Origin of the sequence: Anaplasma platys (genome assembly GCF_012790675.1) — a bacterium.
In the GTDB taxonomy this organism is placed as follows: Bacteria; Pseudomonadota; Alphaproteobacteria; order Rickettsiales; family Anaplasmataceae; genus Anaplasma; species Anaplasma platys.
In genome coordinates this window covers 373,218-398,130 of record NZ_CP046391.1, presented here as the reverse complement: position 1 = coordinate 398,130, position 24,913 = coordinate 373,218, and the positions used below count along the sequence as shown (strand labels likewise).

Annotated in this window: 11 protein-coding genes; 4 read left to right on the top strand and 7 right to left on the bottom strand. The window is 45.7% G+C overall.

Annotated elements, in window-relative coordinates:
• The first annotated feature begins 744 nt into the window (after positions 1–744).
• The 3 genes from ispH (at position 745) to ANPL_RS01660 (ending at position 3,385) form a co-directional block, all read left to right on the top strand.
• Positions 745–1,695 (top strand): 4-hydroxy-3-methylbut-2-enyl diphosphate reductase, encoded by a 951-nt coding sequence (ispH, locus tag ANPL_RS01670; protein ID WP_169193609.1) that lies wholly within the window; start codon positions 745–747, stop codon positions 1,693–1,695.
• Between the two features lie 153 nt (positions 1,696–1,848).
• Entirely contained in the window at positions 1,849–2,289 is a 441-nt protein-coding gene (gene dut, locus ANPL_RS01665; RefSeq protein WP_169193070.1) for a dUTP diphosphatase, read from the top strand.
• Positions 2,290–2,782: 493 nt separating this feature from the next.
• Entirely contained in the window at positions 2,783–3,385 is a 603-nt protein-coding gene (locus tag ANPL_RS01660; protein ID WP_169193069.1) for a DUF2460 domain-containing protein, read from the top strand.
• A gap of 27 nt (positions 3,386–3,412) precedes the next feature.
• Here ANPL_RS01660 and ANPL_RS01655 read toward each other — a convergent pair whose 3' ends face one another.
• The 7 genes from ANPL_RS01655 to ANPL_RS01625 all read right to left on the bottom strand — a co-directional run bounded on the left by ANPL_RS01655 (position 3,413) and on the right by ANPL_RS01625 (position 22,859).
• Positions 3,413–9,415: a type IV secretion system protein gene (locus tag ANPL_RS01655; RefSeq protein WP_169193068.1), complete on the bottom strand. Its 6,003-nt coding sequence runs from the start codon at positions 9,413–9,415 to the stop codon at positions 3,413–3,415.
• An 18-nt stretch (positions 9,416–9,433) separates the two neighbouring features.
• Complete coding sequence (locus tag ANPL_RS01650) at positions 9,434–13,876, bottom strand: type IV secretion system protein (protein ID WP_169193067.1); 4,443 nt, start codon at positions 13,874–13,876, stop codon at positions 9,434–9,436.
• A gap of 12 nt (positions 13,877–13,888) precedes the next feature.
• The gene (locus ANPL_RS01645) at positions 13,889–16,702 is read right to left on the bottom strand and encodes a TrbL/VirB6 family protein (protein WP_236822871.1); all 2,814 of its coding nucleotides are present in this window, start codon (positions 16,700–16,702) and stop codon (positions 13,889–13,891) included.
• A 149-nt stretch (positions 16,703–16,851) separates the two neighbouring features.
• The gene (locus ANPL_RS01640) at positions 16,852–19,452 is read right to left on the bottom strand and encodes a TrbL/VirB6 family protein (protein ID WP_169193066.1); all 2,601 of its coding nucleotides are present in this window, start codon (positions 19,450–19,452) and stop codon (positions 16,852–16,854) included.
• Positions 19,445–21,850, bottom strand: a complete 2,406-nt coding sequence (locus ANPL_RS01635) for a VirB4 family type IV secretion/conjugal transfer ATPase (RefSeq protein WP_169193065.1) — start codon at positions 21,848–21,850, stop codon at positions 19,445–19,447. The genes ANPL_RS01640 and ANPL_RS01635 overlap by 8 nt, the downstream gene beginning before the upstream one ends.
• Positions 21,851–22,147, bottom strand: coding sequence for a type IV secretion system protein VirB3 (locus tag ANPL_RS01630; RefSeq protein ID WP_169193607.1), 297 nt, complete (start codon positions 22,145–22,147; stop codon positions 21,851–21,853).
• 91 nt (positions 22,148–22,238) lie between these two features.
• Complete coding sequence (locus ANPL_RS01625; RefSeq protein ID WP_169193064.1) at positions 22,239–22,859, bottom strand: superoxide dismutase; 621 nt, start codon at positions 22,857–22,859, stop codon at positions 22,239–22,241.
• A 367-nt stretch (positions 22,860–23,226) separates the two neighbouring features.
• Between ANPL_RS01625 and pstA the strand changes: the two genes are divergently transcribed.
• Complete coding sequence (pstA, locus tag ANPL_RS01620; RefSeq protein ID WP_169193063.1) at positions 23,227–24,474, top strand: phosphate ABC transporter permease PstA; 1,248 nt, start codon at positions 23,227–23,229, stop codon at positions 24,472–24,474.
• Positions 24,475–24,913 lie beyond the last annotated feature (439 nt).

The window sequence follows — 24,913 nt, the reverse complement described above, 5'->3', positions numbered from 1 at the left end:
ACAACACTTTATAACTTAGATTCTACCAATACAACGCACTATGTCCACTTTAGCTCACTCGGTAGTACTATCTGGAAGCAAGCTTAGGTCATATTCACTCTTGCAAATTTTCCAAGTATGGTCTCACGCCTAGACTAAAACACACTGTTACACTACAGACTGTTCCGCAATACCCTAAATGACCGACACGACTTATATTCCGTTAACACATAGTGTTCTAGAACCGCTTTAATATTAACCTGGTAAATTGCGGATTAGCCTAAATTTAGGAAATATTCACACCTGCAAATTCTCCAATCATAGTTTAATGCTTATATCAAAGCACATTGCAGACTGTATCCACAGTACTCCTCAACTGATCGACCAACTTGGATTCTATGTAATACAAGCACCCTTTAATCCACAGATCCAGGCACCTTAATAGCACAGCGTGCTTAACTTTAGTAAATCCATTCTACTTCGCAAGGTCATAGTTTTTGCATCTCTAATACCTATTAAAAACTAAGTACAATAACTACTACACAAACGTTACTCCTTGCAGCAGCTGCAACTATCAGGATTGTACTTGCCATATTATGTGACGTATTACACACTGACTATCCGTGCACGCAGTTTTCAACCTGAGCAGGGTTGTCATTGAGCTACTGTTAATATCCACTGCTTGTTCTTTATTGGGTGTTGTGGAACTAGCTATTGCGGGCCATCAGTTTCTCGCGACGATGTAGGGGGTAAATGGGCGAACTTATCGAGGTTATTCTGGCTCAGCCTCGCGGTTTTTGCGCGGGGGTTGAACGTGCAGTGAAGATACTGGAAATGGCAGTCGAGAAATACGCGGACCATAACCAGGTATACGTCCTGCATGAGATCGTTCATAACAACCATATCGTTGAAACTTTCAAAAAGAAAAACGTGCGGTTTGTCGATTCCTTAAGTGAAGTCCCTGCAGGTGCGGTACTAGTGTTTAGTGCGCACGGAGTGGCAAAACAGGTTCGTGCTGATGCTGAAAACAAGGGGCTGCTCGTCATAGACGCAACGTGCCCATTAGTAACAAAAGTGCATTTAGAGATGCATAGGTACCACACTCGGGGCTATCAGATGATCTTGATCGGTCATAGGGGCCACAGAGAAGTCGTCGGGAGTATGGGACAGATTGAGGAGAAGGTTCTTCTGGTACAAGATGTGGAGGATGTTGCTCACCTCGAAGTAGATGATCCTAACAAGCTTGCATACACAACACAAACTACTTTGAGCATGGATGATACCCTAGTGATTGTAGAAGCCTTGAAGGCAAGATTCCCTTCAATAGTGGGTCCTGACTTGAGAGACATCTGCTATGCAACACAGAATCGCCAAAATGCTGTAAGAAAGCTAGCTAACGAAACTGACATGGTATTGGTAGTTGGGGGAAAAAACAGCTCCAACACAAACAGGCTTTTGGACCTCGCTAAGCTACACAACGGCCGCTCCTTTCTGGTAGGATCCCACGAAGACGTGGATTTAAGCTGGTTCTGCGATGTTAAAAGAGTGGGAATCACCGCTGGCGCCTCAGCACCGGATTTCGTCATAAAAAACCTGCTGGATTACCTAGGTGCGAATATGAATGTGCGCATCTCGGTCATGGACGGCGTAAAAGAGAGCGTAGTATTCAAGTTACCTGCACTGCCTGAAGCCTTATCGGCACTCCCCAGAGCTTAATTTCACCTATGCGTAGATATACATAGCAGCTTCTGCCCCGCTGCACGGAACAATTCGGTGCATTTACTGTGCGCGACACGTACCCGCGGATATCTCTTGATTTATTAAAAAAAGAAAGCTAACCTACACCCCACAAGGTTTACTCGGACTGACATGAAGGTAGGAATAAAGAGGCTTGAGTGGGGAGTTGGGCTTCCGTTGCCTTCTTATGCGACTCTACAGAGCGCGGGGTTGGACCTGTACGCTGCACTTTCTGATGGCGTTACTATCAAGCCGGGAGACAGAAGCCTGATTCCGACGGGCATAGCCGTTGAACTGCCTGATGAATACGAAGCACAGGTAAGATCAAGGTCTGGCATGGCTGCGAAAGCTGGAGTCATAGTTTTGAACGCGCCTGGCACGATAGATGCTGATTACCGCGGTGAAATTGTAGTAATTCTAGTTAATCTGGGGCAAGCTGACTATGTGGTGAACCGCGGCGACAGAATCGCACAACTTGTGATCGCTCCTGTTACCCGCATCACTTGGGAAGAAACTACTAACATAACAGCTACCGCACGCGGCTCGGGCGGGTTTGGTTCAACGGGAACGTAGGGTTTTGACCGGTCTATCGGTTCGCAGTGCTAGACGCTTGTATTTCACAAAAAACTGAAGGTAGACGGGGCTTGTGCTATCGTGTAGGTGACCTGCACTGCCTCGAGTCAGTAAGAGACACCACTATTTGTAATTACTCAGCTTGCTAAAACACTACTGCATATTAAGAAAAAAACAGCGAGTGAACACGCCTCGACATGTTGTTTTGCACTGAGAGACAAAGGCCTGGAATCTGCAAACATGCCAAGCTATAAACACCTGCAGTCTCGCAGTTTCGTGCAGCCCTGTTGGAGGTGTAAAGTCAATAAGTGGAAACTTGTTGTGGATATTCTAGTTCGGCTCTCGGCTTTTGTGTGTTGACATGTTCTCGTATCAGCTCAACGTCGGGTAAACCCTCAGTACACTTGCATGTGTTGCGGCAGAAATATTAGTTTCACAAAGTGGTTACTCAAACTGCTACAGCAGGATAGACTTGCCTTATTTAGGTGAACTCATGTCCCAAAATGAGCGGTTTCCAGAAGACATCTCTTACGGTTCCATCGGTGGTCCAGCATTTTCTACCAGCATTTCAGAATTACAAAATGGACAAGAACAGCGCAAGATAAACTGGGCTTACCCGCGTTGCCGGTACAACGTTGTGTATGGCGTGAAATCTCATGCCCAGTTTGCGATGCTTCGGGACTTTTTTTATGCCCACCGGGGGCGTGCATTGCCGTTTAGATTTAAAGATTGGACAGACTATAAAGCAGTTAGACAGCACCTTGGTGTGGGGAACGGAACATCTCTAAGTTTGCAGCTAGTTAAGAAGTATTCTGGTGGCGACAAATCGTTTTTCAGAACCATAAGCAAACCGGTATACGACACAATAAAAATATACCTTGAAGAAAAACTTCTACAGCAAAATCAAGACTACCTCGCAGATTGTGAAACAGGCAGGATAAATTTTACCATCGCACCTAAGTCTGGAACAAACGTGTACGCGGAATTTGAATTCGACGTTCTAACAAGGTTTGATACAGATTTCCTTGCCTGCACTCTTGAAGGCTACGGTAACTATGGGTGTGATGACATACCCTTAGTCGAAGTAAGGTGCTAGTGCAAACCAGCCTTCCCCCCCCCTAGCTTATAAATCGCTATCTAGCCCGTTTATCTTGCCTTCTATTTCCTTAATCTTCTTTTCTAGCTCCTGCAATTCCTGCTCTGTGAGATTTTCGCTCACCATACGGCTCCGAAGATTTGAAAGCTCACTCTTCATTTTGGCAACACTGTCTCTGGCACTCTGTGACCTTTTCTCTTGTTCGCTCGGTAAACCCACAATCTTTCTAGCTATCCCAGATGCTCCCGACTCTGCGCCACCTACACCTGTTGCCTCCATCCAATGCGCAATAGGCTCAGGATCACTAGGCGCTTCCCCTGAAACATCACTTTCGGTCACCGCCTCCGACTCCCTTGAATCCTGTGCTTGATTATCTGACTCTTCTTCCTTCTTTCTATGACGCCGTTTTTTGGTTTCTTCAGAATCCTCATCACCACTTGTGGACACCATATCAGGTTTATTAGAAGCCTCGATGCCTTCCTTGTAATCACCACTCATATAACTGCCCATAGTAGTCTTAATGCTATCAGAATGTTGAATTTTATCGTTGTCAAGATCAAGCACTCTTCCATCACCTATATCCTCATCCTGCCCGGACTTCGCGTCATCTCCTTCAGAGGAATCATGCTGCGTTTTGTCTCCGGTCTTACCACTGAAGATTACGCTCTCAGTGCCAACATTAGCAAAACCATCTCCTAATCCCTGCGCAGCGCGCGTCACACCTGAATGCTCAATGCCTTTTTCATTTACAGGATCATAAGGCAAGTCTTCAAAATCGTTCGAAGCGTCACGGTGGCTTATGTCATCAAGCGGGCTTTCACCTTTATCCGTGCCGTCCACTGCCCAAGTTTTAGCATGTACTTCCTTTTCTACGGTTTCAGGCGCTGCTAGCCCTTCTTGTTCCTCTTGCGAGTCAAGCAACTTCTCTTGATCGCTATGCTCTGAGGTGAACTCAACTTTCTCCTCTGCAGCAGATTCTGAGCCATCCACCACTGCATCATCTACCCTTTCCACTGAGCCTCCATACTCTTCTGCATCTCGATCATCATGGTCTGATATACGAACACCATCCCCCTCATCTACCGCAGCTTCTGCTTGCGCTGATGAATCGTCAGCATCTTCAGGTAGATGTTCTTCTCTCTCACCAAGGTCATCATGCTCCTGTTCTACCACACCTTCAGGGTCCATGGTACCCTCTGGATCTGTAGTATCCTCCGGTACAGTTTCCATAAGATCTTCGGGCTCTGCAGGTGATAGCACACCGTCGGAGGATGCTTCTGCAGAACTTAATTCCTCTTCTACATCTTCTGTTACTCGTTCGTCGCTGCCACTTACATCGTGAATCTCATCTTTCTTTTCAACCTCTGCCAGAAGATCTACCACTGGTGGCTCTGGCTCCTGTTCTACCACACCTTCAGGGTCCATGGTACCCTCTGGATCTTTAGTATCCTCCAGTACAGTTTCCATAAGATCTTCAGGCTCTACAGTTTCCATAAGATCTTCGGGCTCTGCAGGTGATAGCACACCGTCGGAGGATGCTTCTGCAGAACTTAATTCCTCTTCTACATCTTCTGTTACTCGTTCGTCGCTGCCACTTACATCGTGAATCTCATCTTTCTTTTCAACCTCTGCCAGAAGATCATCAACGCGGCGAACGGAGTCCAACTGAACAGCTTGATCTCCCGCAGCCAATTCCTCATGATCTAAATGCTCGGCAAATGAAGCACCTTCTTCCCGAGTATAGGTCTCTTCATGACACTCTTCTATATCTATGGTACCCTCTGGATCTTTAGTATCCTCCAGTACAGTTTCCATAAGATCTTCGGGCTCTGCAGGTGATAGCACACCGTCGGAGGATGCTTCTGCAGAACTTAACTCCCCTTCTACATCTTCTGTTACTCGTTCGTCGCTGCCACTTACATCGTGAATCTCATCTTTCTTTTCAACCTCTGCCAGAAGATCATCAACGCGGCGAACGGAGTCCAACTGAACAGCTTGATCTCCCGCAGCCAATTCCTCATGATCTAAATGCTCGGCAAATGAAGCACCTTCTTCCCGAGTATAGGTCTCTTCATGACGCTCTTCTATATCTGATGCTCGATCACCCTCCTGGCCTAAATGATCTTCAAACAACTGGGATTCAATATCACGGCGAGATAAATCTTCAGAAATCTCTTCTTCAGGAACCCTATCCTGTTCATGTCCCACGTGGCTGTCAGCAAGATTTTCACCTTCAGATACACCAGGATCGAGCGCTAAATCTCCAGAGTCAGAAGTCAAATTCGACTGGCCGACTGAATCAATATCCGCTGATTGGTCATGAAATAAATCTTCAGTCTGGGTCCGCGCTTGAAATGCACAATCTTCTTGTTGCCCTTCTTCTCCTTGCATCGACGCAGCATGCTGTTGTGTATAATCTTCCATTACTCTCTGTGGATCTCTAGAATCTACACCAACCACCGCTCCATCTTGTCCTTGAGGCACTGCAACCCCATCACGACCTATATCTAGATCAGTTGAAACACTGGAAACCTCATCATAGGAGGAATAAGGGATTTGTCGCGAATCCAAAGCACGTTCTGAGCCATCTTGCACTGTCGCGGCATCACTCACATGTACACGATCCAACTGACCAGGATCGCTAAATCCTTGCACCGAAGCGTCAGAGATCATGCGGCCTGTTTCTTCTATTTCCCTGAGTCTCGCAACACTGCTTTCTGATTCAGACCCTGGCACGGAATGGAGCCCATCAACATCAAGTTCACGCGACGGTAACCCTGGCGTTCCTCCCACAGCATGCAAAGCAACAGCCCTTGCTTCCAACGCTGCAAAGTCGATTTCCCCTGTGGGGCTCACATATTGCAGCAACTCTGCAATTTCCCCGGGACGCTGCTCATGCACATTGCGAATCTCATTCTGCAGCCTATCTATATCCCTATCGATAGCTGCTTGCGCAATATCACTATCAGCCTCGCGCCTCATCACGTTTAGGGCATGCATTGCATCCATGGCATGCCAGAAATTCTCACGATTTACTTGCAGGTTACCATGATCATCAACGAGGGCAGGAGCACGCTCTCCTTGCCCCATAGAATTCTGTGCATCATCCGGCCTGCGGAATGGATTTGCCCCACCCTCACCAAAACTCTTCTTGGGCACATAAACTCCGGGCTGATGCTTGTCAACACCCTTAGTGAGAGTGCGTATATTACGTAGAAGTGCTGCCCTGTCTTGTTTAAAATTGTGCAGCAAGCCACCGCTGGTAGATCCTGTAGCCCGCGCCGCCATATAAGATCCCATGTATTTCAGAGCATCTAAAGGAGATCGACCAAGATGGGCCCCCATCCATGCGCGAGCATAATCTAACCCCGGCGATACAGATTTCATGTTGTATATATCTTCCTCAGTGTTCGCGGACATCAAGCCACCAGCAACGTGTCTTGTCCCCTCTACCATGGAGCCTAACAAGCCACCCACAACTGGGATTCTACCAGCTGCTTTTTCCGGTAGCTTACTGACTGCTGATGCAACACTATTTATCCTGTCACGAGCAATCATCCGCACCCCATCAATGCCACGGTCGATGCTGTCAACAACGCGGCCAACTACCGGAGCACTTGCAAAGATTCTGGTGAATCCCTCACCATACATAGAAGCAATGGTCCTGGACATCATACCCCCTCCGGCCAGGACCACCCCAAGGTTCTGGACAAATGCCCTCATCTGCCAAATCAAAAACGTCATCAAGATGAGGCCAAAAACCTCTGACCACATCACAATCCAGCCCTGCTTTATGTTCTTTATAATGTTGTAGTCATACTGCTTTTCCAGTTCTTCTAACTTCGTACCCGGAGTTGTATGATTAAAAAGTACTCTACCTGTCAACAGATCGATTAATTCCTTTTTTAATGTAGCTTCTTGTTGTGGCGTTTTTGCTCCTTTAGACTTAGAATCTGCGATTTTCTTCCTAAAATCTTCCAAGTCTTGCCTATTATGCCGGTCGCCCGTGGGCACCCCTGATCTATCCATTATACTTCCGAGCTCCTTATCTATCCCCGTTAAAAGGCGATCAATTGCTACTTTACGCTCAGCAGCTATTAGAGAGTTAGTAAGCAGAGCAATCTTATTATAGCCGGTTGCTTTGTCGGTTTTCGCAGCATCCTTACTCAAAACTACCCCACCGGGGACAGTATCGCTTTCAGTATCAGGATCCAAAAACGGGTAATCCACATACCTGAAATCGTATGTGTCGTAATTCGGCGGAACCTTCATTACTGATCCCCCACCGGTAAATGTATATCTAGCAGTTGTTCCAGCAGCAGGGTACTCTCTGTCTTCAATGCCTCCCCAGCCGATTTTTATCGTGTCATACTTCTGTCCTGGAGTCCACTCACTGTACTTCTGATCCACCAAGAACTTTAACTTCAGATGGATCCACTCGTTATAACACGCTGTGAACCCAAAAATTCGGTAGTAGTAGTGCATTATCAACGTGCTAAACATAGCTATTAGGGTGAACATCAATATAGCCTGCATCGAAAAGCTGATGCACTGAGTGAGCCAGCCATCAAATAAACTTCTGAATCTTGGGAACAATATGCCCACAAACAAAATAGGCATGAGACCAACTAGAAACGTTATCGCAACAAATGCAGTAAGGTAGATGACGAAACCGTATATACACAAACCTATGTAGAAAAGAACAGCGATTAGTATGATTAAAAGCGCGAAGATGGATGACCAGTCGGCAGTAATAAGAGCCCTAGCCTTTGCTTCCCAAACAACAGGAGCAAAGATCTTATCTCTGATCATTTCATCCATAAAGGCAAATGGCCTCTCCGCGTCAAACTTATGCCCTACCGAATAGCCGTTGATCAGAGCAATAATCTCATCCACTCCCTTAATGAACAGCTTCAGCAAATGATTATAGAAAAAGTCCCAACTACCAGGAGATATTAACAACAAGACCAGAACCACTTTGAGCAATCTGATTATCAGATCGGGCAACGGAGTTCGTACCATGCCCAACACATAAGCTAGAGTGGTCACGACTAGAAAGAGAGTAATTATCGCGAAGATAAAGTTTTTAAACGCCGAATTTTGTGTAATATTTTTGAAGATTTTCTCCCCTGAGTTGTCTAGCTCCTTTCTAACCAGCTTGCGCACATGCTCAAATATGTCGGAAGATTTTGAAGATACCACACCCTTGGTAAACTCCAGACTGTACCCCCCAGCATTATCGTGATAGTAGTCGTCGAGTATTTTTACGTATATCTTCCATCCTTTTTCAACATTATTCACAAGCTCGCAGTCGCTATCGTATATCTTGCCGTTTGATGAGTAATTACCTGCTCCCGCTCCATCAGCACTACCATATGCCAAGTGAGTTGTAGGTGACTTAGGAAATTGCATTAGCCCCAGCGAGGCATTAGGATCTTCATCCCCAGGTTTTTTAAATAACAAATATGCTCCATAACCGTTCTCTAGCCAGCAAGGGCGACCTATGGCAGCGGAAGTACTTTCAACACTGCTTTTATCGTCAGGAATTTTGCTACACTGTAATCGGCAACTGCCCACCTGTTTTTCGTACGTGATATAACTGCAAACTTTCTCTACATCTACGACAGAATCGTAAAATTCATGGGAAAGGTCTGCTGGCCTTACAAGTCCTGTGTTTACCGCAATTGGAGAACTTTTCTTGTTACCGTATTTGTCCCAAGGAACCCAAGCACCTTGAACCTTCACTACTATTTCGTTGCCATCAGTAACCAAGCCTGTATCTTGCCAACGCACTACTTGTTTGGTGGCCCCAGGTGAAGTACCGTCTCCCAATTCCCCATTCTCAGCCCTGAATGCGTTGGTATTAGCATCCGAATAATACGCTGAAACCGCAATTGTAGTATTGCTATTGAAATTATCAGCAGAAACACATCTTGGAAAAGGAACTTCGCTCCCACATGATGACATTGCCAACATGCATAGTGCAGCTGTACACCTCAGGAAGTTTCTGCTAGTAAATTTCGTCCACATAATCTTCTCTGCCAGCTGCTACTTGTCTTCCTCATCGTTTCCTGAACGAACATTATCAGGATCCTTACTTAACTTTTCCTCAAAACCATCTCCTGTGTTTTGCCCTTGTTCTTTGTCGCTATCAGTCCTGGCTTCAGCCCCTTCAGGATAGCTAAAGTCTTGTTCCCGCACTGTGTAATTGTCACGCGCACTCTCAGAATCTACCTCCGCCGAATTAGCCTCCTTGGCATCAACCATGGTATCTATATCTCTTGTTGCCGCCGAGGTTTCAGCACTCGGAGGCAATGCATTTGGGCTCGTGCCACCATCCGGATGGGATTCAAATCCTCCTTCTCCCGAAGAAAAATCAGTGCCCCTTTCCAGAGCACCACTTTTCCGATCACTTGTCACTACGTCTTCTGATTCAGAAACTGCGCTCTCTATACCAATCGAATAGTTTCTTTCCTCTCCATCATCTTCCACTGAAGAAGTGCTTTCACCCGCCCCTGCAGCAGATCCAGAATCAGCAGCCCCCGTCTCGGAAACGGAACCACCAATTTCCTCTCTGCTCTCAGGGAAACTAGCGTCATCACCGAAAGAATGAAGAATATCTTCTCTTGCCGCATAACTCTCATCATTTTCTTCATTATCGGGCAGACCAGATGCATTTGCATCTTCACCTCGAGCAATATCTGACCTAGAATCATCGGATGCTCCCCTTCCACTATATTCCGAAGAGGTAGTGAGCGCAGAATGTGGGTCAGTAGAACCAAGCAAGTCTTCAAAACCTGCAACCCCCGACGCGTGGGCACTATACACCACATTGTCACCACTTTCCACACTGGAAGCTCCACTTGCGGAACTATAGGTATCTTGCGATGCACCGTTACTTCCCACCATGCTACTATTAGGAATACTGGTTCCCGCTCCTCCACCACCATCAGGTAATGCTCTCACCTCTTTTCCAGAGTCTCCCCCACCATGCACCACATCAGAACCTGCATACTGTTCACCCCCTTGCGCTGGGCCGACGCCTATTTCGTCAGAAGCTTGATGCCCTCCAACATCCACCCCGGAATCGGCTACGCGTCTACTTGCAGGTTCTCCAAATTCAACCGCTGCACCATCACCCCCTGCTCCTCTCACTATATCACCGGACGCACCTACATCTTGGACAGCCCTAGCCGCGGTCACAGATGCTGGCCCTGCTATATCACCCACATCTCCCCGGCTATCAGCAGCTCCTTGTGGACCTCCTGCATCCACAGTGCCTTGGGGGTCAAGGCCAGGTCGATGAATTGCGCCTTCATAACGTGGCTGCGACGATTCTGCAGTATCGAATGCCAGTTTTTCTGTCCCTACAGGCGTCATGCCTCTTGCAGATTTGATTAAATTCTGAGTAGCGGCATCCAGGCCAACAACTCCCAACATTGCTTGCGTTGCACCTGCTGCACTTGCAGCTACCCCTGCTACACTTCCTGATATGGAATGTGCCAATACCTCAGAAATGTGGCCAAATTCCTCCGTTGCCTTACAAGCCAAAACTAAGACAAAAACCATGGCAAGGCTAAATGGAAGCCCCATGAAACCCTTATCAGTCCCACGTGCCATGTCTTCCCTTATTCTGTCCTCAATAGTGAGATCATTTGAAAATCCTATAGGTAGCAGCGCTGGCACAACACATATGTCCTTCTTTTCTATAGACTTGTTCTCTTCTGTAACAATATCAAACCCGATGATACATGTTTCGCACGCCGTAAAATCTGTAACCGCATGGATGCTCGTGAGAATGAGCTGGTTCAAAAATGCTAGCGATGCAAATAAAATTATGGGTTGCAGAGAAAAGTTCACTATCATCTTTATCCAAGCATCGAACAAGCCCTTGGTAAGCTGGAACAGGACAAAGGTTATAAAGATCGGCGCTAGCGTTACCAAGAATGCTAACGCTACGATGACGAACAGGTACAAAATGATCGCACGCAACATCGCCTTGAAAAAGGCCCACAACGCCCAAATAATTGCAACAAACAACAACCAGCCAACTGGCCCTGCCGGAATCAGGGAGAGCATTCTTAACCAGAAATCTGACTCCAAGAAAAGGCCTAAAGTGGAATCCAAAAACTTAAACGATGTATCGCCCCCAACATACCCATTGAACGCAGATATTATGCTGGGAATACCCTCAATAAACAGGCTAAAGCAGTGCCTATAGAAGAAGTCCCAGCTTCCTGGAGAAACTAGGGTAAGGATCATGGTGATCTTCGCAATTCTTACCACTAGGTCATATTTTGTTACTTGCAAGACCCCAATAATGTAACCAAGCACTGAAAACACCAGGTATAGCGTCAACAGTGCTCTTACCGCCGACCATAAAGGCTTGGAAACTACCTGATTATTGTATATCTGCTGTACTGCCCCCATTTTTTGTTCTTGCCCGGCAGGTTTTCCCCTACTAAGAGCCTCGCCAACTTTCTTTGAAACATCAACAATCTCCGTCTCATGAGTCATTGCCGTGCCATATAGCACCTGCAATACTGTCCCCTGAAGATAAGAAAAGAACCTTGAAAATGTAGCAGGCCATTTGGGAACGAACATCCGAACCGTATAGTTGTTCTCTATGTCCCCCGCCTTTTTCAGCTGCTCTTCATACCCCGGATCTACCTTGATACCAAAATATATATAGCCCTTTTTCCCTATACTCTTATCACCTATGGTGTACTTGCCATTTTGCAGACCCTTACCTATGTTAACAAAATCTTCACCTTCGCCTGGAATTTTTTCTGGAGGAGTATCCCCGATGTACATGTACAGATTCTTCCCTTCAGATGCATAGCATGTCCTGTGCACTTCTATGTCATAAAATCCGAGAAGCTTAGTCTTGCTATCGCCATTACCGCGACCGCTAGATGCACCGCCGTTATTTTCCCCTAACAGCACGTTATAAAAGAGGAACAGCCGGCCAGTTTTCTCGACATCATATTTGTAATTCAACTTAAGACTACCTTTTGAAAAATGCACTGTTGAATCGCTGCTTAAACTTTTAATTTCATTTGGAATGTACTTGCAGGAAGAATTATTTCTTCTACAAACTTCTTCAGCTTTTTCACCTTTATTATTTTGCGGATCAAGATCAACAATTGCTGCAGAAGCACCTTGGGCCATCTCATATATGGATGGCTCAGCGTTTTGCACATGAATCTGAGATGCGAAGTTGGGCAGGACAGGTACCTTAAAATCTAGACCCAGAACTTCCTTCAGGTCACCATTTTGAAACTTCTCCAAATCTTTAGGATTCTTGCTAACTGAAATCGATTTGAGCTCCGCTGCGACCTTACTATTAGTATTACTTTGTTGTGCATTTTGCGGTTCTACTTTCATAGTAGGACACACTAATTTGTCATCAACAACTCGCACAATGGACATTACACACGTGTTCTCTTGACCCCCATTATCTGGGGCACATATAAAGCCACAATGGCAGTTGATATCGTATTCAGTGTACTCAGAGAGAACCCGTTCTATTTTCCTCTTCTCTTCTTCAGTAGGCTTTGCTTTCGACTCCTTAGTATCGCCGTTTCCGATTTCATACCTCCTCCTATAGTCACTCCCCCTTCCTCCTGCAGCAAGCTGCTTAACACTTACCAAGTTGGATAGCGTGGTTTTTAAGTACCCATCTCTGAAAAGCTTACAGGTGACGCTATCGAGCTGCGACTCAGGTAAATCCACCCCCACAGTTCTCGCGTCGTGAACACGCCCAGTTACCACAACATCTCTGGAGCTTACCGAAATTTCATTGGGAGGTTTTGTAGACAGCTTCCCAATATACCCCAGAGGAAACTGTAGTCTAGGCGTCTGGACAAGAGTCCCCCCCACCCTGGGAAAGCTGGCACCTTCCGGGAGCGGTGTACATTTTCCATTTTTGTCTTTCATATGAAGCTTGTACTGCTTGTCAGCATTGTCGTCCTCAATAGAAGCAGCCCCCGCAGAACATACGCTGGCCGTTGGCACAACTTTACTACAATTGTCATCGCTGTAAATTACACCATGCCCATAGTAAATAATTGACCCATTACTAGCCAAAAGCTCATCACAGGCAGGTATGGTGAGATTATATGAATGTGCAAAAAACTTTAGCTGGTCTCCTTCTACCACTTTTACGTGAGTGTCGGTAAACTCGTATCCCTCTCTCTCAGAAAATAAATCTTCAGGATACATCCTGACTTTCACAGGCTTTGCAGCGGTGTCTAAGGGACAAAAATTTATTGTGCCTTCAACTGTTATTTCTATCTTCTTTTTTTCATCATCAATTTTGTGACCTGAATTCACCCAATACATAGCAGGCCTGGTACTATCGGCACCCTTTGGCATTACCGGCACAACAATCTCTTGCTGGGAAAGAGTGCCAGTGCTAGGTCCAATACACTTGCCCCCGCTGCAGCTAGAAAGCAGCACTATAGATATTGCAAGCAATAACCTAAACATCTATCACTCCACTTAAAAACTCGCTGGCGGTTCGCCTGGAGGAATAATAACAGGACGACGCCCTCGACCATCACCACCAGACTCGCGGAAAGATCCTCGCATTGAACCCATGAGCGAGCCTTCGTCACGTCCGGCGCCTGGACCCCTACTAAAGAGCTCAGACTGTCTTCTATGATGCTCAAGCATCTGTCCCGTAGACTTATCCATACCAACAACACTCAACAATGATTGCGCCGCTGTGCTGCCCACTTCGGAGAGGTTAGTGAACGCTCCAAACATTATGCTACACATTTCCCCACTATTGAGAACAAAGTCCCTAGCCGCATGAACTAACGCGAGGAATATTAAGATATTCGCCATCGGTCCAGGCAGACCCAAAACCACATTCTCCCCGGTGTTATACAATTCTCTTATAGTGTCACTTATCGGTACAGTTGGTATTACCCCTATAGGTAACGGAAAGCTTAACAAGCATACAGTAGTGACCTTCAGATCCGCCTTAAAAACGCAAGCATCACAAACCTCAAAATTCAGCATTGCGTATATCACGTCATTAATCGCAGTTACTAGCAGCGCAATACATGTAAAAATCACCACGGGCTGCATTGCAGTCTGCAGTAAGATTTTAATCCACATGTCAAAGATGTTCTTGGTACGCCTGAACAAAATGCATACCAAGAAGTACGGCGCAATACACAATAACAACGCAATCGTCATAATTGATATGAGATAAATGACAATCGCTTGGAAGAGAAACTGCACCAAAACCACCAGACCCCAAAAAATAAGTACCACCGACAACCATCCTATAGGACCCGCAAATATGAGTGCCAACAACTGTATCCACGTTTGTGAAATGCTAAACCTGTAAAGGATGTTGTCCATAAATTCAAAGTTTGCCCCTTTTCCCCCGGTCATAGCGTCTATTAAGAACTTTGGAGCATTTATAAAGAGATTTAGCAGGTGGTCATTAAAGAATGTCCAACTATCAGGACGCAACACAAACATTACGACAATAACCTTAAAGACTATTATCACGAGTTGGTAGATAGAAGCCTTGGAAAAGCCCAGAATGAAGTACAGCGCGCTAACTATAACGTATAAAACCAGCAGGGCGTTGACCATCCTCATAAAGGCCCCGCTTTTGCTTATGCTCTGATAAAGTTTCTTCACCACGCTGTCGTCATTATTGCTTCCGTATAGCGCCTTTCGTACCTTGCCTTCCGTCCAATCTGTTATGTGACTAAACACCTTTGGTGGAATTTTTGAAATTCTGAATCGTATTTCATAAAACCCCACATTATTGTCATAGCCATCACCATTGTCTTTCACCCCTATGTACAAATGTCCCTTCTGATGCTTGTCGTCTATATCTGTTACACCTCTCTCCAAAAATTTTATCTCCTCAGCACCTTCAAAGCCCTCAACACCCCTCAGTGGAACTTCAGAAAACTTGTAGTACAAACTAGACCCAACATGGGCACTACAATCCTTTTTTATGCTAATGCTATAGCGCCCCACTATAGGGCGTCCTCCAGTCAAATGAAAAATCTTATCCTCTCCTTCAAGATTCAGAATGAGATTTATATCACTGACACTATCTGCCCCTACGTACTCGTAAGGAGTGTCCAGCCGCAGATATTTCGGCGGCCTATCAGAAGGGATGCTGATATCATACTCTCTCTTCTCATCCCGAATCTTTTGGTACTGCAAGCCCATCTTGGAGGAAATATCATTAGGCACTTCTGCTGTGTCAACCAAACTGGGACCATCTAATCTAACATGCGGCTTTTCCTTAAAATTCTCTTTTTGCAGGGTTACAAACGGGATTTCGTTGCTTTCTTCTTTTCTAGTAACCAGGTGCACCCCTTGACATTTTGCACCTTCATAGATTGTTGTCACCGCTTTTGTACCATCAGCAGGACATAACTTATCACAGAGAATGTTGAGTGACTGCTCATCCAGTATATTCTTTAAACCCTCTCTAAGTTTGCGAGTTTTGGAACGTAAACTGGCTAACGTCTCCTCTCTCTTTTTTTGCGCGTCATCAACTTGACTTTCATTAGACACTTGTGAGCCTGCTTTCTCTTGCAGCTCCTCCCGAGTCCAGCACAAACCTTCATCAAGGGCCCTGCCATCCTGCTGAATTAAATTACTATACAACCTTTCGGGAACTCTTATCTTACCATTTTCTCCCACATCATCTGCCCCTGTACGCAATAACACTGGCACAACGTCATCTACGATAAACGGAATACCACCTCCTTTTGTCTTAACATACCAACTGTTTGTAAAGCCGCCCTTGGCTGCAGCTAGCTTATGGCTATAGTAGACAGAGTGGGTCTGCCCTATATGGTTGGACAGACAATTATCCACATCCGTCACCCTTATATCTTCATGCTGATTTCTGCATATTGTTTCATCGATGACAAACTGCTTGATGGGATCTAAGGTAAATGTAAGTGTCTCTCCCTTGGATATCTTGTCTGGATAAGAAATCTTCACATCATACTTACTCTTGTATGTTCTGCCGTCACTTCCTGATTTAAGAGGGGCACTATCGGGCACATCAAGTATTTTTCCATTAACCTCAGATTTATCACAGAAATTTAGGCCATGGTGTTCTACACTAAGCTTGATCCCCTTTCCTTCTACAGGAAAATCAATCTTGGTCCACGCTTGAACACCGCCATCGGAGTCTTTTGATGGATTCGCATGTACTACACTTCGAACTTCATCGCTGTACATATCTGCTTGGGACATGCATCCGTGGTAGCCGCACCCCGCCAGGAACATTAAAAATACTATTGGAACTATCCTTGGCACCGCCCAAGCTCCCCCATCAAAAAGAATCTCGCCTCAAACAGGCTTACCCCGGTAGACAACACGAACTAGGCCAATCCCTGAAAAAATGGACCAAGCGTCTAGCCACCTAATCCACAACCCGCAATGGAGAGAGCCCAGCACTCATCCCCCTATTCGCCACCCGAACCTGGAGACCTCCTGCCGGAACTTCCGCCAGAAACCTTATCCCCCCCTTCGGAGCCACCACCCTTCATGGCATCTCCCATCCTGCCACCAAGATCAGAAACTTTAGCAGTAGCTTGCGACCTCAGAGAAGATGCCAATCCAGCAGCTCTATGCGCCATAGCCCGCGGATTCATACCTCCACTTCCTATACCTCCGGCCCTTGGATCACCCGCAAGCTCCCCAGCTATGTAAGAAATGGAACTCAGAAAGTGGTAGAACAAAAAGCCTACCAAAACAAACACCCCTAGCCTTGTCCATATCTGAGCAGTGGCTTGCATCTTAAACTCTGGCTCCCCAACAGAAATACCCAAAAATAGCGGACGACTGTGAAACTGTACTGAGTCAAACATACACGCCAGGTTGTCTCTCCTCTTGTCACAATCGCAATCCTCTTTGAGCTCAAACCATATCTTGGGTTTTACCATTTGATTAACAGCTGCAACACTGGCACCTTGCCGTACCACCTGGTCAGTTACTCGCACCGTTCCAGGCGTGCCTCTCTTGAATTTTAAATCCCCAAAATATATCTGATCGAAAACCGTAAACATTAACGAGAGAAACGCAAACAAGATCACCGGGTAGAGCGCATATGTCATCAGCTGCCTAGTCCACCCATCAAAAAACCCTTTTGTTGCCTGAAATAGACACATGGGAATCATCAGCGGCGATATGATAGTGAGCACGGTTAGAGCTATAAATGACAGCAGGAACACATACACCGTCCATATGACAGTCAACACCAACATCAAAACAGCGAAAAGCGCCACCAAACATATTATTACTTTCGCATTGATGAGCACCGCAGCTATCAACAGGCCGGCACTGAGCAGGACGTTGAGAACAACACCCGTGCCCGTACCTCCAGTTAGCTGGCTTCCCAGATAAAACATTACGCGACAATCCAGCCTATCCCAGGGCATCAGGTACAGAAACTCTTTTTCATAGTCGCCTGATTGAAAGTCGCAGATGCCGTTATCACCTCCTGCCTGCAGCACTATGTTTGAAAGACCAATCGATAGTTTGGTCAGATACTCATAAGCATTTGACATCGCGGAGCCTTGGGTGAAGTATACGACCAGAGCAAACTTTATAGCTGTCATGTACAGCTCTGAAGCATTCTGCACACCTCCCAAAACTGCCTTTATGGAGAACAAGATCAGTGCAAGAATCAAAGCAGCCATAACAGTGCTCTTAAGCTTGTTTTGCGCAACCTTCAGAAAACCAATGTTTGTGCCAGTGGTCCTTTGCTGACGACACGCCTCAGGAGGATCCAGTAAGTTCTTCAACGAATCTACTACACACCCAACTATCACGGAGGTTACTGGAAAAACTGACCGCGAGTGCAACCCCGCAACACCTTTACACACTTCAGAGACATAACAGCTGTAACAAGCGCTGTTGTCATACTTATCAATCTCACTAGGATTCAAGCCATGGCTCGTAGACTCCATTCTCCTCCCACCCTTCATGGGCTTAGAATCAGCACACATAGGTACCGGAGGCGAGTTTGGCCGCAACTGGCATCCTATTTCTGGCTGCAACAACAGCGGCACACCAGAAAGCTTAACTGCATCCACGCATAGTCTTGCCCCCCTTTCAACAGCTCTGTACGTTGCATCAAAGAGTGTTATCTCCTGGCCAGCAACCATTGCACCGCATTTTACGTATTTATCCGCCTTACTTGAATAGAAAGCGCCAGAAACCGACAGCTTCGTTCTGTGCATTTCAGGGCTGCCAAAGGTGGATTCACGGGGATATCCACTATAATCCTTTAACAGCTCAGTGTACGATCTCTGATAAAAAGACAGTGCGAATAAAGTGAAGGGGGCAACCGCCAGGTCACTTAACGGATAGCGATAGCAAACTTCTATAACTTCTGAGCTTGAAACCCTATTCTTCGGCCAAGCATACTTGCTCTCGCTTTTAAACTTTTGGTTTGAACAAAGCGGCTCAGAACGTCTAGCATCCTCTAAACTCAGTTTTCCTACAGCAGAAGAACCTTGCACCAAACAATTATAATAGTCCTCCATGTTAGCAAATTCCTTGTTACAATTCTCTGAGAGGTACTGTGTTTTCACTGCATCATTGCCTCCTCTGGGACTAACAGGATTTTCACACGTACTGTATTCCAAATCACTACTCCCTGAGCCCTGCTTCTCTTTCTTGCGCAAAACCGGGTGGCGAACAAAACTCCAGTTGCACAGATAATAGGGAGCCGCTGCTGTGATACCCGCAGACACCGCAGTCATGCCGCCAAAGATTAATGCCCGAGATACCCAGATCGTTACCGCATTGGGAAATTGCTGCATTATCATCCCTGCCAGCGTCATGCCCAATCCGGCACCTATGCTTCCGCCGCCAAAATCATTTGCCATTCCCACCGCTGCACAACGGGGATTGGTGGCTTCCGAATGTCTATAATGTACCAAATGCTCATCATCAGCACCCGTAGGACCGGTCTTCTGCGCAACCTCTGCTAGAGACGCTAGTGGAATTGATATTACGAACAGAATTAAGAGCGGAATTGCTTTGAGCACTCTATGCATTTTTTATCCTTTGATGGAAAATAGGCAACCACTTATTGGGGTCATGGCCTACCTCTTCAATAATTTCCCGAAGGATGACAACCGTCTCTGCCCTTCCAGAAAGAACATTAATGGTATCATCTAACCCTCTTAGGTCTATTCGCGCTACTACAGCGCTAATACCCTGCTTAACCAAAAAGAACCTGGTTCCGGGATCCGTATACTTGATAAGAGAATACTCACGCTCTGTAAGCATGAACACATCCCTGTACGCACTAGTAGCCTTTAAGTTTGGCAAGAAAATCTGCGTCGCCGTTTGCTGAACCAACGTATCACTAATCTGGCTCTTACTCGCATCCTCAACGCTTTGCGTCGCAAAAATAACGAAAGTGTTTAGCTTCCTCAAAACCTTCAGCCAATCCTTAATCCTGGGAGCAAAAACTGGATTATCTATCAACGCCCAGGCCTCGTCTAATACGATTATTGACGGCGTGCCGTCAAGAGAAATACTTATCTTGTGAAACAAATAGAGCAGTGTTGGGGCAAGAGCCACCGGATCTTTTAGCAAAGCCCCCATTTCAAACCCGAACACCCTGGATTTTGTGAAATCCAATACGTCCTCTTCATTGTCAAAGAGCGAAGCATGAGACCCCTCAGAGTGCCACATCATCATGCGGCTAGCCAGCGTATCCTCTCCACCTATGCCCAAAAAGGGCACCAGGTTCCGCAACATCCTATCTTCTCTCTTAAGCTTGAAATTTCCCTCTATCGCGTCGTCAATACGCAAAATGTCATCAGCAGTTAGCTTACTGGAAAGAGTAGTAGCCAAAACCTTGATCCACTCCATGAGAAACGTGCGATTGTCAGGAGTATCATCAAGGTGCAGCGGATTTAGCCCAGTAGCACCCCTAGGTTCTATCACCGAGTAGACCCCATTTAGCGCCCTGATAAATATCTCCGCACCGTTATCTTTGTCAAAAAAGAACATGCGAGGCGAGAACTTCATTGCCTGAACACACAAAAAGTTCATTAAAACAGTTTTTCCCGCACCCGTAGGTCCGATAATCGCAGTGTGCCCAACATCACGAATATGAAAACTAAAGAAGAACGGCGTCCCGGACGTGGTATCAAATACTGTTACCGCCTCTCCCCAATGATTGCCGAATTTTTTACCGCTAGGATAGTTATGCTGCGACGCAAATCCAGCCATATTAAGGGTGCTGATTACCGCTTTACGCACAACGTAGGAGAAATTTCCCGGCAACTGCGCCCAAAACGCTGGCTCTAAATTGACCTTTTCCCTAACTGGGTAGACTCCGCAGTTAGCCAATTCCGCTTCAACCAACGAAAGTGCATTCTCCAGATTCTTAGGAGTCTTTTCAATGCACACAACCGTTAAGTGATGCAAACCAAACGCTATCTTGCCACTGGTAGCATCATCCAACGCCTTAGATATCTCATAAATTTGTGATACAGCTTTATCGGAAGACTGTATCATTCTGTTTTGCTGGATCTGCATCTTGGTGATCGCAGCCTGCCTGTTGGTAAACTTAAACGACTGCGTTATTATAAACTCATATGGTAGCTGCAAAAACGCATCCAGCATCCCCGCTGAAGTGGTCTGCCCATACTCCTTAAGGCTTATCAACCCAGCATATTTCGATTCGTCATGCCCCACAACCTGCACAACCTTGTTCCCGAAGTAAAGCCGATGCATTGGAAGATGCTCTGATATGTCGCCAAGAGTAACGGCAACATTATGCACAGTGCCGCAGTTTACTATCTGCAACAGAAATTCCATTATCTCTGAAAAGTTCCCAGTAGGCGTTTGCCGAATCCCAAGCTCTCGAGGCGCATAATTACGCAAACTGGTTACGACCCTGTTCGTAACCTCTTCTAGATCCTCATAAGCAGCCCTCATATCATTCTTCCACCCTTCAGTGGCTGCTTTTTTATTTATCTTTTTCAGGATGTTCACGAACAGCTCAGTACTTTTCTTACTGCCCTCTCTGACTATAGTAATGTACAGCTCGTTGACAAACGACTGCTTGGTCATATGGCGCTCGCGCCATTGCATATTTACTGCGTTAGCAAAAGGATTTGAAAACTGCTTGCTAGCAAAGCCCTCGGTGAAGGCATTCCTTCTGCGTCTTATTATATGAAAATATAGACCAAAGCTCGACGAAGACATACTCCTAAGAGTCTGATTCCTTATAGAGTTCTGAATGGTCAAATCCTCATCATCAGCAGTCTCAAACGCAAAGCCTGAGAGTTTGATTACCTTGAGGAGGGCGCCGTCCTTAGTGATGAGGGTTGTGCTGTTCCAGTGTCCTTTATAGGGGAGGAAGTGCGACTCATGGCACTCCCGATCAACAATCTTACGCTTCTTTGTCGTGGCAGCGTCCCCTAGTTTCAGCATCTACATCACGTAATATGAATTAGCATTATGGTAAAAGCGATTTAGGCACCTATTGCATTTCTGCATTTTTATCACAAATAAATCCAGGAATAACGGGTCCTTGGACGAAGCTGCGAAACCTATCCCATGAATAGCGGGAGCAAGAATAAAGAGAACCCTGAAGTCATTGCTGTACATGAAAATCATGACCGAAACCATGAAATTCATTATGGCAAAAGTGTAGCTCACCCCAAAAAGCATCGTGGGACGCGTAAGACCTTTGAACAACTGATCTGCTTTTACGCTACCAGACATGATTACTGACTCAATACAGGCACATGCAATATGCGAGAGAATCTAACAACAAAAGGTTATCAAACTTTTAATTCGCTAAAAAATATAGACCTGACTACAAAACACCTTCATCTTCTAATCCTTGAAGAACAAAATCCCAGTTCAGCAGGTATTCAAGAAAGACATCTATATACCTCTTTCTTACATTAAGGTAATCCAAATAGTACGCGTGCTCCCAAACATCAACCACAGCCAACGCCCGCTGACCTGCCGTAAGCAATGGAGAATCGGCGTTCGCGGTGCTGACTACTTTTAATTTCTTATCCTCTAGATCGTAAACAAGCCAAGCCCATCCACTACCAAATTGACCAAGCCCCGTTGCAGAAAACGCGCTCTTAAACTCCTCTACTCCCCCAAAGCTACTTTCTATAATCCCAAGTAACTTCTTTGGCGGATTGCCCCCACCACCACACTTCATAGACTTCCAGTAAAAATCGTGGTTCCATATCTGGGCGGCATTGTTGAATATGGCTTTGCCAGCATTTCCTGTGCTGTGAGACTTGACCACTATATCCGGAAGACTATCATTGCTGAGACCCTCAAACTCCGTCCCTGCAACCAACTTATTTAGCACATCTACGTAAGTCTTATGATGCCCGTTGTAGTGACGGTCCAACAAACGAGCCGAAATATGTGGTTCCAATCCGTCATATGGAAGACGAGATAATTCAAACATGTCTACTCTCTCATAATGCAAACTCTAGTCTATACCAATTTAAATGTCCCAGTTCAATAACTAGGCCTAAAAAGTTAACCTATTTTTACTGGGGCATACTGATCACACAACCCCGCCACACTACACGCAGTAGTAACCTTACACCTATTGGTCAAAAAATATATTCACATGAACACCAATGCAATCGATGCTTGAAAAGCCGTATGCAATATTGGACCAACGACTTGATTTCTCTCCATTTTCTGTGCACAATTGCACAAATTTCTTCCTAACACCCTGCAAAAAATGTAGCATGTAGTTCGCGTTTCTGCCGCCGTCGGTATGGAAGGGTCTGCAATACTGTTCGTTGTGTTTTTTTCGTAACATTATGGGAAAGGACTTATCTAGGTTGCTTAAGCAGCACAGAAAGAGTGTACGTGTGTTCCTCAGAAGCAAAAAAGATCGTTTTTTATCCCTGGTCTCCCTATCAGCACTGGGTGTCTCAGTTGGTATGCTACTGTTGGTACTGTGTAGCATCGTGAACAATGGGTATAAAGCCCTCACCGTGGCAAAAGTACTCCTACACTTTGAAGACATTGGAAGCATAAGAGCAGACGTCGAACATATAAGAGAAGACTGCATCAGGAGCATAAATAACGCACTGCATAAGGTCTTGGAAAATCACATAGACTTGAGTAACCCAGCGACCAAGCGTCTGGTATACAGTGTAGTGAGCGAGACGGCACATTATGATTTGGCATCCTATGTGCAAAGAGGAAATAGGGCACCATCTGCGGAGCTATGGCTCAACATTTCAACGGACTTTTTGAACAGCACAAACAAAGATCTATTGTACGGAACTGTATTGGAAACTCTACGCAAACAAAACCGTTTGAAGAAGTCTTTCTTCAATAGCGCCCTGTTTTCTCACTCTCACTCCAAAGTGCCAGAAAATGCTGGAATACTTGGTTCACTTATAGGATCACTTTTGACTATAGCAGTATGTTTGGCTATAGCCATCCCCATTGGTGTAATGACCGGCATTTATATGCAAGAACTTCTGAAAAGCAGCAAAATAGCGTCAATAGTGGAGATTAGCATAAACAATCTATCCTCGGTTCCCTCGATAATATTTGGAGTCTTAGGACTGGTAGTATATCTCAACATCTTCGGAGTACCCCGGTCTTCTTCTCTTGCCGGAGGAATGACGCTGTCGATAATGATGCTGCCATACCTCATTATAACAACCCGTCAGGCACTGGCAGCCGTTCCTGCCTCGGTAAAACATGCTGCATTTTCGCTAGGTGCAACACAGATGCAGACTATTATGCACCACTCATTACCAATAGCTCTACCATCTTTGATCCAAGGCATCATGGTGAGCATTGCACGGATTATTGGTGAATCATCGCCCCTAATAATGGTGGGAATGGTCGCATTTGTTATCGATCTTCCGAAAACCTTTATGGATCCCGCCAGTGTTCTTCCTGTCCAGATTTACATATGGGCTAACAACTCAAGTGCAGAGTTTACTAAAATATCTGCAATAGCAATCCTAGCGTTACTTCTCATACTTTTTGTGCTCAACATAATAGCTCACCTTATTAAGAAGCGGCTCGACAACTTTTCCTTCTAGCTCCTACGCAAAGTCATCTCAATCTTCCCAGCAACTTCACAAATTTACGGAACACAACCATAGCACTCAGCTCATGCCTCTCACTGCTGAAGCCAGAACACAAAACAGAACAATGTTCCAGGAAAATAACACACCCTAGAACCGGAACAGTTTACGCTGTCATTCATGATTTTGCCCCAAACCAAAACACTTCACTACTTCATCGCACATAGATCCCAGGCTATAATGTATGGACTACAAGAAAAACGCAGAAAGAACCTACCCACATACAAGAAACTCGAAAGATGCACGTTAACACGTTGGCGCCGCAAAAAGGGCCCTTGTCTCTGGAACAACAACTTTCCTGGTAATGTGCCAAAAAATGGTTCAACGCGAAAAGGTGCGATGCATATGGGTAATCTTTCCCCATACTTCGACCATAGTTGCTGCACTGAATCCG